Origin of the sequence: Nonomuraea montanisoli (assembly GCF_013363975.1) — a bacterium.
GTDB lineage: Bacteria > Actinomycetota > Actinomycetes > Streptosporangiales > Streptosporangiaceae > Nonomuraea > Nonomuraea montanisoli.
Genome location: NZ_JABWGN010000002.1, coordinates 554,932 through 568,208 on the forward strand (window position 1 = coordinate 554,932; position 13,277 = coordinate 568,208).

A 13,277-nucleotide genomic window follows, 5' to 3' on the forward strand; every position below is an offset into this window, starting at 1 on the left:
GGGGCACCCTTTCTGCGCGTCTGCGGCCACACCGGATAACTTGAGGATCGCCTCAGGTTGTGTGACATGCGGACGCTAACACGAACTTGAGGGCGTCCTCAAGTTCCTGTGTGGCTCCGAGGGGGCAGCCGAGCGTGAAGTGCAGGCGCGTCGAGGTGCCGCCCGCGTGGGAGTGCCGGCGCACCAGGTCGCTGATCTCGTCCACGAGCATCAGCCCGTGCCCGCGCGACTCCAGCTCGCCGACGGCCTCGAAGGTGCGCCGGCGCGCGGCGGCGGGAGGCGCGGGAAGGGACTGCCCGGACATCGCCGCGGTCCTCCCGGGGTTCACGCCGGGCTCCTGGTGGCGAAGGCCGCGCGGGCCTGGGCCGGGTCGATCACCGCCAGCAGCTCGGCCAGCGCCGGGCGGGCCCCGCGCGGTACGAGCCGCCCCGGAACGGCGGCGGCGGCGCTCGCCAGCAGGCGGGCGATGGCCGTGTCGGCGAACGTCAGCTCCGCCAGGTCCACGACGAGGGGCGCGGCCCCGTCGGGCAGCAACCGGGCGTCGGCCACGAGGTCGTGCAGCACGCTCGCCAGAGCCTCGCTGTTGCTGCGGTCGGCGGCCCCGGCCAGCTTCAGGCCCTCGGGGTCCCGGCGGACGCGCAGCATCGGCGCCCACTCCTCGTGGGCGCCCGCCCCGGCCCGCGCCGTGGCCGGGTGGGCCGCGCTGATGCGGTCCAGCTCGGCACTGGTGAACAGCCGCCGGTCGTAGCAGCACAGCGCCATCACGTAGCCGCCGGCGAAGATCCGGTTGGCCTGCGCCTCGTACCGGGCCAGCCGCTCGACGCCGGGCGTGGCGCGGACCGTCCACCCCATGTCGGCGGCGACCCGCAGCGCGCTGTAGCCCTGCCCGCGCGCCCGCGCGATCGCCGCCCGCCAGCCGTCAAGGGCCCGCTCCGCCTCGAACGCGCCGCCCGCGAGGTAGGACTTCTCGGCGGTCGTCACCTGGAGCTGGCCGGTGCGCTCGGGCTCGCGCACGTCCACGCCGTACGCCTGCGCCGCGGCCAGGAACGCGTCGGGCAGGAACGTGTCGGTGAGGTACAGGACCTGCTCGCCCCGCTCGAGACCCCCGCGCAGGAAACGGACCAGGGCCGACAGATGCCGCTCGTGGTCGTCGAACGTCCAGCAGACGTGATCTCCGGGGAGGAGGTGGTCGACCGTTGTGGGATGTGCCATGACCGCGTCTCGCCTTCGGGGGTGCGGCAGGACGGTCAGGCGTCGAGATGAGCCTGGCGGCCGCAGCGGGTTCCTGCCCGCCCACACCCTGACAACTCCTCCCGGCCCTACATCCTCGCGCTTCCCGCGTGTCACGACGACACCGGCGCCGCCCCCGACCAGGGCGGCGCCCCGCACGGACCGGCCGTCAGGACGGCAGGACGACCTCGGCGTAACGCGCCTTCATGGTGGCCAGCACCTCGTCCGGGTCGGCCGCCCAGACGTCGGCGTTGAAGATCTCGACCTCGACGTCCCCCGTGTAGCCGGCCTCCAGCACAGCCCGGGTGATCGGCGCGAAGTCGATCACGCCGTCGCCCATCATGCCGCGCCCGAGCAGCACGTCGGCCGGCAGCGGGTGCAGGAAGTCGCACACCTGGTAGGAGGCGATCCGCTCACCGGCGCGGGCGATCTGCTCGAACAGCCGCGGGTCCCACCACACGTGGAAGGTGTCGACCACCACCCCGACCTGCTCCACCGGGTACGGCAGGCACAGCTCCACGGCCTGCTCCAGGGTGGACAGGACGGCCCGGTCCGCGCAGTACACCGGGTGCAGCGGCTCCAGCGCCAGCCGCACGCCCCGCTCGCCCGCGTACGGCGCGAGCTCGGCCAGGCCCTCGGCCACCCGCTCCCGGGCGCCGGCGACGTCCCGGGACACCGGGCCGGACAGCGGCTCGCCCGGCACCACCCCGGGCAGCCCGCCCACCACCATCACCAGGCAGGCCGCGCCCAGCTCCGCCGCCTCGTCCACGGCGCGCCGGTTGTCCTCCAGCGCCGCGGCGAAGGCCCGGCGGCCCTCCTCGCCCGGCAGCCCGCCCGCCGTGAGGAAACCGCCCCGGCACAGCGACGACACCCGCAGCCCGGCCGCCCGCACCAGCTTGGCCGACTCGGCCAGGCCCTGCGCGGCGACCTCCTGCCGCCACAGGCCGATGGCCTCCAGGCCGTGCCGCACGCACCCGTCGACGGCCTCGGCCACCGTCCAGCGCCGGGTGGTCCACTGGTTGAGGGAGAGGCTCACCATCCGTTCACCGCCAGCAGCGCCTTCATGCGGCGCACGGCCAGCTCCGGATCGGCCAGCAGCCCCGCCTGGTCGGCCAGCCGGAACACCTCCGCCAGGTGGGTCAGCGAGCGCGCCGACTGGGCGCCGTTGACCATGGCGAACGCGTCCTGGTGGCCGTTCAGCCAGGCCAGGAACACGATGCCGGTCTTGTAGTTGTAGGTCGGCGCCTCGAAGATCTTGCGCGACAGCAGGACCGTCGGCTCCAGGATCTCGTCGTAGCGGGCCAGCAGCCGGTCGCGGTCCGCGCCGGTCGCGGCCTCGGCGGCGTCCAGCACCCGCAGCGCCGCGGCGGCGGCCGGCGCGATCGCGTCGAAGATGCCGAGCAGCGCGTGCGAGCCCGACCTGATCAGCGACGGGTAGTTGAAGTCGTCGCCGGTGTAGAGGCGCACGCCCGCCGGCAGCGCCGCGCGCAGCCCGACCTCGTGCTCCTCGTCCAGCAGCGACACCTTCACCCCGTTCACCCTGGCCGGGTGGGCGTGGATCAGCTCCAGGAACGCCTCTGTGGCGGCGGCCACGTCCCGCGAGCCCCAGTAGCCGGCCAGCTGCGGGTCGAACATCTCGCCGAGCCAGTGCAGGATCACCGGCCGCTCGGCCAGGCCGAGCAGCTCGCCGTACACCTGGTGGTAGTCCTCGGGCCCGGCCGCCGCCCGGGCGAGCTGGCGCGAGGCCATGACGATCACGCCGGCGCCGGCCGCCTGCACGGTCTCGATCTGCTCGGCGTACGCGGCGGTGATGGCCTTGAGGTCGTCCGCGCCGGGGGCGTGGTCCGTGCCCGCGCCGCAGGCCACCAGCTCGGCCGGGTCGCCGAACGCGCGCGCCTCCTCGGCGCTGCGCCGGATGAGCTCCTTCGTCGCGGCCCAGTCGAGGCCCATGTTGCGCTGCGCGGTGTCCATCGCGTCGGCCACGCGCAGGCCGTGCGACCACAGGTGGTGGCGGAAGCGCAGCGTGGCGTCCCAGTCGACGGCGGCGGGGGAGCCGGGCGTGTTGTCGCCGAGCGGGTCGGCCACCACGTGCGCCGCCGCGTACACGACGCGGCTCGCGGCCGGGCCGTCCGGCACGGGCCAGGTGACCGGCTCGCGCAGCTCGTACGCGCCCCCGGGCAGGTCGATCCTCACAGCTGCGGCACCTCGATCCGGCGGCCCTCGGCCGACGAGCGCAGGCCCAGCTCGGCGAGCTGCACGCCGCGGGCGCCGGCGGCGAAGTCGTACGGGAACGGCGCGTCCTCCAGGACGTGCCGGACGAACAGCTCCCACTGGATCTTGAAGCCGTTGTCGAACTCGGCGTTGTCCGGCACCTCCTGCCAGCCGTCGCGGAAGCGGGCCGTGACGGGCAGGTCCGGGTTCCAGACGGGCTTGGGCGTGGTCGCGCGGTGCTGGACGCGGCAGTTGCGCAGCCCGGCGACCGCGCTGCCCTCCGTGCCGTCCACCTGGAACTCCACCAGCTCGTCCCGGTTCACGCGCACGGTCCAGGAGGAGTTGATCTGCGCGATCACGCCGCCGTCCAGCTCGAACACGCCGTACGCGGCGTCGTCGGCCGTGGCCTGGTAGGGGTGGCCCGTCTCGTCCACCCGCCGCGGCACGTGCGTCACGGCCTGGGCGTAGACCGAGCGGACCCGGCCGAACAGGTTCTCCATGACGTAGTGCCAGTGCGGGAACATGTCGAGCACGATGCCGCCGCCGTCCTCGGCCCGGTAGTTCCACGACGGGCGCTGCGCGTCCTGCCAGTCGCCCTCGAACACCCAGTAGCCGAACTCCCCGCGCACCGACAGGATCCGGCCGAAGAAGCCGCCCTCGATCAGCCGCTTCAGCTTCAGCAGGCCCGGCAGGAACAGCTTGTCCTGGACCACGCCGTTCTTCACGCCCCGCGCCGCGGCGGCCTCGGCCAGCGCCACGGCCTCCTCCACCGACTCGGCCGTGGGCTTCTCGGCGTAGATGTGCTTGCCCGCCTCGATCGCCTTCAGCACGGCCTTGACCCGGGCCGAGGTGACCTGGGCGTCGAAGTAGACGAGGTTGTCGGGGTCGGCCAGCGCGGCGTCCAGCTCGGTGGTGTGGTCGGGGATGCCGTGCCGGTCGGCCAGCTCGGCCAGCTTGGCGGCGTTGCGGCCGACGAGGACCGGGCGCAGCTTGACCCGGCTGCCGTCCGAGAGCGTGACGCCGCCCTGCTCGTTGATGGCCAGGACCGACCGGACCAGGTGCTGGCGGTATCCCATCCGTCCGGTGACGCCGTTCATCACGACGCCGATCGTGCGCACGCTCATGGGGATCCTTTCGGGGAAAGCGCTTTCCCGAACGGTAAGGCCGAGCCGCCGGAGGCGTCAAGTGCCGTCGGCGGCTGGTGCTAGAGCTCGCCCTTGGTCTCCAGCCGGGCCAGGGAGCGGGCCAGCGGGCGGGCGCTGAGGGAGAGCTGCCACTCGCGGGCGCCGAGCTCGCGCAGCCGCTCGGCCACGCTCTCCTCGGTGATCTGCTTCGGCGGCTCCCAGGTGAGCCGGCGGACCGCGTCCGGCTGGAGGAGGTTCTCCGTCGGCATGCGGTGCTCGTCGGCCAGCGCGGCGACCACGGCGCGGGCCGCGGCCAGCCGCTTGGCGGCGGCCGGGTCGCGGTCGGGCCAGCGGTTGGCCGGCGGCGGGCCGTCACCCGGCGTGCTCGGCTGAGGGAGCTGCGCGTCGGGAAGCGCCCGCGCCCGGCTGACCGCGCTCAGCCACTCGCTCATGTAGCGGCGGGCGCTGCGGCCGGTGAACGGCGCGATCTCCGTCAGCGCCTTCTTCGTGCGCGGCACGTCCAGGGCGGCGGCAACGATCGCCGAGTCGGGCAGCACCCGGCCGGGCGCCAGGTCGTTCTCGCGGGCGATCCGGTCGCGCATCGTCCACAGTTCGCGCACGATCGCCAGCGCGCGCACGTTGCGCACCTTGTGGATGCCGGACGTGCGCCGCCACGGATCGGAGCGGGGGACGGCGGGCGGCGTGCGCAGCACGGCGGCGAACTCCTCGCGCGCCCACTCCAGCTTGCCCGCCTCCTCCAGCTCGGCGTGCAACCGGTCACGCAGCTCGACGAGGACCTCCACGTCGAGCGCGGCGTAACGCAGCCAGTCCTCCGGCAGCGGCCTGGTCGACCAGTCGGCGGCCGAGTGGCCCTTCTCCAGCCGCAGCCCCAGCACCATCTCCACCATCGTGCCGAGCCCCACCCGCTCGTAGCCGAGCAGCCGGCCGGCCAGCTCGGTGTCGAACAGCGCCCGCGGCCGGAACCCGACCTCCAGCAGGCACGGCAGGTCCTGCGAGGCGGCGTGCAGCACGATCTCGGTGCCCGCCACGGCCTCGTCCAGGCCCGACAGGTCGGGGCAGGCGATCGGGTCGATCAGCGCGGTGCCCGCGCCGGCCCGGCGCAGCTGCACCAGGTAGGCGCGGTTGCCGTAGCGGTAACCGGACGCGCGCTCGGCGTCGACGGCCACCGGCCCGCTGCCGCGCGCGACCGCCGCGACCACCTCGGCCAGCGCGGCCGCGTCCGACACGACCGGCGGTATGCCGTCGCGCGGCTCCAGCAGCGGCTCCACCGGGCGCTCCGCGCCGGTGGCGACGCCGCCGCTGTCCACGGTTCTTTCTTCTGTCATGAGTTCACCGCTCTCATGACGCGGATGACGTGTCGACTGGTGCCCTCACTTCGTACGGTCACTCTCCGGATCTTCGCGCCTGCGGGGGAGGGGCGCCACATCGGGCGGGAGCGGCGGGATCCCCGCGGCCACGCACATGAGGTCGCACCAGGCGGCCACGTGGCCGGAGAGGTCTTCCTGGGTGGGGGACCAGGAGGCACGCAGCTCCAGCTCGGTGGTGACCGGATCATCGGCCTTGTTGCCGAACCCCTCGGACACCGCTCTTGTCACCGTACCGCCGGCCGCCGAGTAGTCGGCGTGGTGGGCGTCCAGGGCCTCGGTCAGCCAGCTCCACGCGACCGGGCCGAGCAGCGGGTCGGAGGTGATCTCCGGCTCCATGTCGGCGCGCACGTAGGCCACCAGCCGGAACGGGCCGTCCCAGCCGCGCTGCCCGTCGGGGTCGTAGAGCAGGATCAGCCGGCCCACGGCCAGCTCGTCGTCGTCGCGGTAGACCGACGCGCCGACGGCGGCGGAGTAGGGCGCCAGCCGCTGGGGCGCGGGCAGGTCCTCCAGCTCGATCTCCGGCCTGACCTCGACCTGGCGCAGGCTCTCGGCCGCGCGCCTGAACGCCGGGGGAGCCGGCGGCCGGTCACTCGAGGTCATGGTCGCAGCGTAGGCCGGGGCCTGGGGGAAGGGGACCACGGGGGTGCTCATCGTGCCTGCTCAACCCGCTGCCGCAACCCGCTGGCGGGCGGACGCGGACGGGGTGCGCCACGACCCGGCGGCGGCGCCGGTCACAGGCCGGGGCGTGGCATCGGGGACGGCCGTGGGGACGGCGCCTGCGGCGGCGCCGGTCATCGCACCTGTCATCGCAACGGGGCCTTTCTTCGGATCGTGGCTCCGACGTTGGCACGCCTGACCGACAATTCCCCGCAACGCGCTCGGCGTGTCCCGAAAGTGGATGCTGAATCGGTGCCGCGCGGTCGCTTGGCGAACATTTGGTCCAGTCAAGACCGGCATTCTGGTCGCCCATGGGGTGTGTTCGACCCGCGTGAGCGCCCAGGGCCCGGTCAGCCGGTAAACCTCCATCTGACTATTCGATCATGATTTGGGGTGTTCAACGCATACTTTTCCGACAGCTCGTGCCGATGCGGGGACCGGCCCGAGGTCATGGCACCCTTGGAGGGTGAATCTCGCCGACTCAGCGTTCCTGCGCGCCTGCCGCCGCCAGCCCGTCCCGCACACCCCGGTCTGGTACATGCGGCAGGCCGGCCGGGCGCTGCCCGAATACCTCAAGGTCCGCGAGGGCGTGCCGATGCTCCAGGCGTGCGCCACGCCCGACCTCGCCGTCGAGATCACCATGCAGCCGGTCCGCCGCTACGGCGTCGACGCGGCCGTCTTCTTCAGCGACATCGTCGTGCCGCTCAAGGCCATCGGCGTCGACCTCGACATCAAGCCCGGCGTCGGGCCGGTCGTCGCCCAGCCGATCCGCGAGGAGGCCGACCTCGACGCGCTGCGCCCGCTGGAGCCCGACGACGTCCCCTACGTCACCGAGGCGATCCGGGCGCTGACCGGCGAGCTCGGCGGCACGCCGCTCATCGGCTTCGCCGGCGCGCCGTTCACGCTCGGCGCCTACCTCATCGAGGGCGGCCCGTCCCGCAACCACGACCACACCAAGGCCATGATGTACGGCGAGCCGCGCCTGTGGCACGCGCTGATGGACCGCCTCACCGGCATCGTCCTGGCCCACCTGCGCCTCCAGGTCGAGGCGGGCGCCTCGGCCGTCCAGCTCTTCGACTCCTGGGTCGGCGCCGTCGCCCCCGCCGACTACCGCGCGTACGTGCTGCCCTACACGCGCCGCATCTTCGAGGGCCTGGCCGACCTCGACGTGCCCCGCATCCACTTCGGCGTCGGCACCGGCGAGCTGCTCGGCCTGCTCGGCGAGGCCGGGGCCGACGTGGTGGGCGTCGACTGGCGGGTGCCGCTCGACGAGGCCGCCCGCCGGGTCGGGCCCGGCAAGGCGCTGCAGGGCAACCTCGACCCGGCGATCCTGCTCGCCCCGTGGGAGGCGGTCGAGCGCAAGGCCCGCGAGGTGCTGCGCGAGGGGCGGCAGGCGGAGGGGCACGTGTTCAACCTCGGGCACGGCGTGCTGCCCTCCACCGACCCCGACCAGCTCAAGCGGCTGACCGACCTGGTCCACGCGTCCTGACCCGCCCGGCCGCCCCTTCGCTCACGACTTCTCGGGAGCCGCGGGTCCCGGGGGAGCGGGCGGCGCGGGGCTCTCGTGCCTCACGGGCGGTGCGGCGGTTTCCGGCCGCACCGGCGCCGGGGTCGGCGGGGAGCCGCCCCCGGGGCGCATGGGCGGCGGGGGCGGGGTGGCCCGGCGGCGGCCGCTCCGGCGCGCCAGGAAGACGACCAGCGCGACCACCGGCGCCACGAGCAGCAGCCAGGGCAGCAGCACGCCCAGCACGGTGAGCGCCACCTTCACGAACGACACCAGCGCCTTCCAGCCCGTCGCCAGCCCGCCGAGGAAGCCCGGCGGGTCCTCCGACGGCGGCTCGACCACCGTGACCGGGCCGACCACGCTCAGCGTGAGCGTGGCCATGCTCACCTGCGTCGCCAGCTCCTTCTGCTGCGCCTGCAACGACTCCAGGTCCGCCTCGCGGGCCGCGATCTCCCGCTCCACCTCCAGCACCTGGCCGATGGTGTTCGCCTTCTTCAGCAGCGTGCGCAGCGAGTCCAGCGCCTGCTGGGCGGACCTGAGGCGGCTGTTGACGTCGGCCACCTGCATGGTGACGTCCTCGGTGCCCTGGTTGAGCGAGAGCTGCTTGCCGAGGTCCCTGCCCAGGCTCGTCAGCACCTCCGCGTACCGCGCCGGCGGGATCTTGAACTCCAGCTCGGCGGTGCCGTCGCCGCCGTCGGACGAGTTCGTCTGCTCCTTCGCCAGGTAGCCGCCCGCGCCCGTGACGACCTGCTTGGCCTTCTGGACCGCGGCCGTGACCTCCTTGGCCCGCACCGTCATCCTCGCGACGTAGATCACCTGCCGTTCCTGGGCGGTGACCGTGACCTCCGAGGCGATGTTCTTGCCGGCCGTCCGGCCCGCCCCGTCCTGGGCCTCGGGCCCGCGGCTCGCCTTCGCGGCGCCGTCCGCGGCGACGGCGGGCACGTCCGCGGGTGCGGACTCCGCGCGGGAAGCGGACACGCCCGCCGCTCCGCCGCTGCCGCCGCAGCCCGTAAGGCCGGTCAGCAGCAGGGCCGCGCACGCGGCCGACAGCGCCGTGCCGTACTGGAATCTCCTCATGCCCTTGTGACGGATCGCGTCCAGGAGGGGTTTGATCGGATCCGTCACGGTACGGTCACGTGCTCGCGTCGGCGGCGAGCCCCCGGAGCCGGAAACGGCGGCGCCCGGCCGCATCGGTCCGCGCCCCGGACGGCCGGGCGGACCGCGGAGACGGTAGCGTCTGGAGGCGTGGAACGGAATCGGGCGCACGTGGTCGTCGTCGGCGGCGGGATCTCCGGTCTGGCCGCGGCGTGGCACCTCCGCCAGGCGGGCGGCGATCGCATCAGGGTGACGGTCCTCGAAGGCGGCCCCCGCATCGGCGGCAAGCTGCACGCCTCCGAGGTCGCCGGGATCAGCGTCGACGCGGGAGCCGAGGCCGTCCTGGCCCGGCGGCCCGAGGGCACGGAGCTGGCCAAGGCGGTGGGGCTCGGCGACGACCTGGTCAGTCCCAGCTCGGCGCGGGCGGCCGTCCTCAGCCGGGGTTCGCTGCGGACCATGCCCAAGGCCCAGGTCATGGGCGTGCCCGCCGACCTGACCGAGCTGGCGAAGTCCGGCATCATCTCGCCCGGCGGGCTGCTGCGGGTGCCGATGGACCAGATCCTGCCGCCCACCCTCGTCCGCACCGACGTGTCCGTGGCCGCCTACATCCGCGCCCGCATGGGCGGCGAGGTGCTCGACCGGCTCATCGAGCCGCTGCTCGGCGGCGTCTACGCGGGCCGCTCCGACCGGCTGTCGCTGGAGGCGACGATGCCCCGGGTGGCCGCGGCCGCCCGCTCCGAGCGGTCGCTGCTGAACGCCGCCCGGCAGATCGTCGAGGAGGCGCCCAGCGCCGGCGGGCCCGTGTTCGCCACCCTGCGCGGCGGCCTCGGCACCCTGCCCGAGGCGGTCGCCAAGGCGTCGGAGGCTGAGATCCGCACCGGCGTGACCGTGCGCGAGCTGCACCGCGCCCCCGAGGGCTGGCGGCTGGTGACCGGCCCGGTGCCGCGGCCCGAGGTGGTCGAGGCCGACGCCGTGATCGTCGCCACCCCCGCCACCGCCGCCGCTCGCCTGCTCAAGGCCGAGGTGCCCAAGGCGGCGGCCGAGCTGTCGCGCATCGAGTACGCCAGCATGGCCATCGTCACGCTCGCCTACGCCGCCGAGGCGTTCCCCGAGCCGCCCGGCGGGAGCGGCTACCTGGTGCCGCCCGTCGAGGGCAGGCCGGTCAAGGCCGTCACGTTCAGCTCCGTCAAGTGGCCCCACCTGGCCGGCGACGGCTTCGTGCTGCTGCGCTGCTCCATCGGCCGCATCGGCGAGGAGCACCTGCTCCAGCGCGACGACACCGAGCTGGTCGCGCTGGCCATGGCCGAGATGGCCGAGATCATGGGCGTGCGCGGGCTGCCCCTCGACACCCGGGTCACCCGCTGGGGCGGCTCACTGCCCCAGTACAACGTGGGCCACCTCGACCGGGTCGCGCGCGTCCGCGCCGCCGTCGCCGTGCAGCCCGGGCTCGCGGTGTGCGGAGCCGCCTACGACGGTCTCGGCGTCCCGGCCTGCGTCGCCACGGCCCGCACGGCCGCCGCCCGGATTCTGGACCACCTGTCCCTGCGGGGAGAATAGGGGCATGACAGAGGGCGCAGCGCGGCTCAAGGCCCGCGATCTCAACCAGGTGATCCGCTACACGATGTGGTCCGTCTTCAAGGCGTCCGGGCCCCTGCCCGCCGACCGCGAGGGCATCGGCGCGGAGGTCGGCGAGCTGCTGGAACAGGCCGCGCTGAAGGACGTGGTCACCCGCGGCGTCTACGACGTGGCCGGATTCCGCGCCGACGCCGACTACATGTTCTGGTGGCACGCCCCCACCCCCGAGGACCTGCAGGACGTCTACTCCCGTTTCCGCCGCACCGGGCTCGGCCGCCACAGCGAGCCGGTCTGGTCGGCCATGGCGCTGCACCGGCCGGCCGAGTTCAACAAGTCGCACATCCCCGCGTTCCTCGCCGAGGAGCAGCCCAGGGCGTACGTGAGCGTCTACCCGTTCGTCCGTTCCCTGGAGTGGTACCTCCTGGAGGACTCCGAGCGGCGCGCCATGCTGGCCGAGCACGGGCAGATGGCCCGCGGCTACCCCGACGTGCGGGCCAACACGGTCGCCTGCTTCGCGCTCAACGACTACGAGTGGATGCTCGCCTTCGAGGCCGACGAGCTGCACCGCATCGTCGACCTCATGCGCGAGCTGCGCGCCGCCCAGGCCAGGCGGCACACCCGCCTGGAGATCCCCTTCTACACCGGCGCCCGCAAGCCGATCAGCGAGCTGGTCGCCGCGCTGCCGTAGAACGGTCAAGGGGAAGTTGGCGTTCCCCCTGCATTGATCTACCTGCTTTGTCAGACTCGGGGTTGACGGCGGGTTGTCACGTTCCAGGGGGGTACCGTGACCATGGGCTGGGGCAGGCACGGAAGGCATCCGTACGGTGACGGTCCGTGGGAGGAGCTCCCGCCCGGGCTGCTGCCGGAGGACCTTCCGTACGGCGACGACGGGGCGGTGGCCAGGGCGTGGGACCGCCTCGTCATGGGATGGGGGCGTGGGGCGGACGCCGCGGACGACGGGTGGCCCGACGAGGACACCTCGCCCGGCTGGGAGGCGGACGCGGAGACCGGGCTCCTTGAGCCTGAAGGTCCCTCCGGCGACAGCGTGCGACATGACGGGGCCGGGCTCCGTGATGACGCCGGGCTCCGTGAGGGGGCCGGGCCGCCTGATCAGGCCGGGCCACGTGACAGGGCCGGGCTGAGTCGCGGGGCCGGGCGACGTGACGAGGCTGATCGACACGACCAGGCGGGGCGCCATGAGCGGCGCGCGACCGGCCGCATCGCCCGCCGTGTCGCCCGGCGGCTCGGTCGTCGGGCCGGTCAGCGGGGCGCTGGGCCGGGATGGGGAAGGCGGCGCTCCGGTGAGGGCGCGCATGCCGCGGGAAGCGGACGCCCGAGTGACGGCGGGCCCGTGTCCGGGGAGGGGCGTGCGGCCGGGCGTGGGCGCAGGCATGCGCGGGTGCCCGGGGCGCGAGGGCGGCGGGGCGTGGCGCGCAGGGCGTGGCTGGTGTGGGTGTCGGCCGGTTCGGTGGTGCTGGCGGGCGGGGTGACCCTGCTCGGCGGCGGGCCCCTCGACGGCATGCTCTCCACGGCGGGGGAGGCCCGCAGGGGCGACGGTGACCGGGGGATCGCGCCCGGGGTGAGCCGTACCGCGGCCCGAGCCCTGAGCCCGGAGACCGGCGACGATCCGCGCGGCGCGAAGCCCGGCGACGGCGTGCTCGCGGAACCGGAGGCCCGTTCCACCGCGCACGCGGCGCCACCGCCCGCGGCCCCGTGGGCACCCGGCGCGACCTCCCGGCCCGCCACCGACCCGGCGACCGGCTCCCCGGCGGACCCCGCGACCGGCTCGACGACCGGCTCCATGGCGGACTCCGCGACCGGCTCCACGACCGGCTCCACGGCGGGCCCGGTGACCGGCGCCCTCGCCCGCCAGGCGGCCACCTCCACCTCCCGGGCGGCGCCCCGTCCGGCCACCCCCTCGGCGCCCCGTCCGGCCACCTCGGGGGCCAGGACGCCGGCCGCCCGGCCGTCCGCCGCCACCCCCGCGGACGGAGCGGCCCGCGCCGCCGCGACACCCGAGCCGGACGGCACCACGACCACCCAGACCGCGACCGAGTACTTCCGCACCCGATGGGGCTCCGGGGACGACGCGGCGCGGCACCTCACGGACATCCGCACCATCGGCGGCTATCTCCGCATCTACACGGACCTGCCGGAGTCGGCCGCCAACTCCGCCGCCGCCCTCACCCTCTGCTACCGGGGCCTCGAATACCTCCGCCGCGCGGGCGCGGCGCACCCCGTGGTGTTCGTCCAGGCGAGGTTCGGCGAGAACGGCAACCCGGTGCTGGCCAACATCCTCGGCCCCGCCGACGTGAGCTGCCGCGTCACGCACCCCGACCCCGGCTGAACGGCCGATCCCGGACGCGGAGGCCGGGTCAGCGCACGCGGACGCGCGTCCGCCAGCACACGCGGCAGCGCTGCGTGATGACCCGGCCGATGGCCTCGACCGTCACCCACCGATGACGCAGATGCACTAGGGTCACCACGCGCTCC

General features: G+C 74.5%; 12 protein-coding genes. 4 read left to right on the forward strand and 8 right to left on the reverse strand.

The window, feature by feature from the left end; genetic code table 11:
• Positions 1-52: 52 nt before the first annotated feature.
• From HTZ77_RS05990 to HTZ77_RS06020, 7 genes are all read right to left on the reverse strand, one after another.
• Complete coding sequence (locus tag HTZ77_RS05990) at positions 53-328, reverse strand: hypothetical protein (RefSeq protein ID WP_175588392.1); 276 nt, start codon at positions 326-328, stop codon at positions 53-55.
• A complete protein-coding gene (locus tag HTZ77_RS05995) occupies positions 325-1,212 on the reverse strand; it encodes an MEDS domain-containing protein (protein WP_175588393.1) in 888 nt (295 codons plus the stop codon). Before HTZ77_RS05995 ends, HTZ77_RS05990 begins: the two co-directional genes overlap by 4 nt.
• Positions 1,213-1,399: 187 nt before the next feature.
• Positions 1,400-2,269 carry a sugar phosphate isomerase/epimerase family protein gene (locus HTZ77_RS06000; protein ID WP_175588394.1) on the reverse strand — a complete coding sequence of 290 codons (870 nt, stop codon included), beginning with the start codon at positions 2,267-2,269 and terminating at the stop codon, positions 1,400-1,402.
• Positions 2,263-3,423, reverse strand: coding sequence for a dihydrodipicolinate synthase family protein (locus HTZ77_RS06005; RefSeq protein ID WP_175588395.1), 1,161 nt, complete (start codon positions 3,421-3,423; stop codon positions 2,263-2,265). The genes HTZ77_RS06000 and HTZ77_RS06005 overlap by 7 nt, the downstream gene beginning before the upstream one ends.
• Positions 3,420-4,565 (reverse strand): Gfo/Idh/MocA family protein, encoded by a 1,146-nt coding sequence (locus HTZ77_RS06010; protein ID WP_175588396.1) that lies wholly within the window; start codon positions 4,563-4,565, stop codon positions 3,420-3,422. Before HTZ77_RS06010 ends, HTZ77_RS06005 begins: the two co-directional genes overlap by 4 nt.
• An 80-nt stretch (positions 4,566-4,645) precedes the next feature.
• A complete protein-coding gene (locus tag HTZ77_RS06015) occupies positions 4,646-5,911 on the reverse strand; it encodes a ribonuclease D (RefSeq protein ID WP_175588397.1) in 1,266 nt (421 codons plus the stop codon).
• Positions 5,912-5,956: 45 nt separating this feature from the next.
• Positions 5,957-6,553, reverse strand: a complete 597-nt coding sequence (locus HTZ77_RS06020; protein ID WP_175588398.1) for a DUF3000 domain-containing protein — start codon at positions 6,551-6,553, stop codon at positions 5,957-5,959.
• A 523-nt stretch (positions 6,554-7,076) separates the two neighbouring features.
• Here HTZ77_RS06020 and hemE point away from each other — a divergent pair.
• Positions 7,077-8,099, forward strand: coding sequence for a uroporphyrinogen decarboxylase (gene hemE, locus HTZ77_RS06025; protein ID WP_175588399.1), 1,023 nt, complete (start codon positions 7,077-7,079; stop codon positions 8,097-8,099).
• 21 nt (positions 8,100-8,120) lie between these two features.
• On the opposite strand, the gene HTZ77_RS06030 is transcribed toward hemE, so the two are convergent.
• Positions 8,121-9,191 (reverse strand): DUF4349 domain-containing protein, encoded by a 1,071-nt coding sequence (locus HTZ77_RS06030; RefSeq protein ID WP_175588400.1) that lies wholly within the window; start codon positions 9,189-9,191, stop codon positions 8,121-8,123.
• A gap of 168 nt (positions 9,192-9,359) precedes the next feature.
• Here HTZ77_RS06030 and hemG point away from each other — a divergent pair, with 168 nt between their 5' ends.
• From hemG to HTZ77_RS06045, 3 genes are all read left to right on the forward strand, one after another.
• The gene (gene hemG, locus HTZ77_RS06035) at positions 9,360-10,766 is read left to right on the forward strand and encodes a protoporphyrinogen oxidase (protein WP_175588401.1); all 1,407 of its coding nucleotides are present in this window, start codon (positions 9,360-9,362) and stop codon (positions 10,764-10,766) included.
• 4 nt (positions 10,767-10,770) lie between these two features.
• Positions 10,771-11,472, forward strand: a complete 702-nt coding sequence (gene hemQ / locus HTZ77_RS06040; RefSeq protein WP_175588402.1) for a hydrogen peroxide-dependent heme synthase — start codon at positions 10,771-10,773, stop codon at positions 11,470-11,472.
• Between the two features lie 738 nt (positions 11,473-12,210).
• On the forward strand, positions 12,211-13,131 hold the full coding sequence (locus HTZ77_RS06045; RefSeq protein ID WP_175588403.1) for a hypothetical protein: 921 nt from the start codon (positions 12,211-12,213) through the stop codon (positions 13,129-13,131).
• The last annotated feature ends 146 nt before the right edge of the window (positions 13,132-13,277 follow it).

Coding starts and splice junctions, on each gene's coding strand:
- HTZ77_RS06015 (WP_175588397.1), bottom strand. CDS start 5,911: ATGACAGAAGAAAGAACCGTGGACAGCGGCGGCGTCGCCACCGGCGCG.
- HTZ77_RS05995 (WP_175588393.1), bottom strand. CDS start 1,212: ATGGCACATCCCACAACGGTCGACCACCTCCTCCCCGGAGATCACGTC.
- hemQ (WP_175588402.1), top strand. CDS start 10,771: ATGACAGAGGGCGCAGCGCGGCTCAAGGCCCGCGATCTCAACCAGGTG.
- HTZ77_RS06030 (WP_175588400.1), bottom strand. CDS start 9,191: ATGAGGAGATTCCAGTACGGCACGGCGCTGTCGGCCGCGTGCGCGGCC.
- HTZ77_RS06000 (WP_175588394.1), bottom strand. CDS start 2,269: ATGGTGAGCCTCTCCCTCAACCAGTGGACCACCCGGCGCTGGACGGTG.
- HTZ77_RS06010 (WP_175588396.1), bottom strand. CDS start 4,565: ATGAGCGTGCGCACGATCGGCGTCGTGATGAACGGCGTCACCGGACGG.
- HTZ77_RS06020 (WP_175588398.1), bottom strand. CDS start 6,553: ATGACCTCGAGTGACCGGCCGCCGGCTCCCCCGGCGTTCAGGCGCGCG.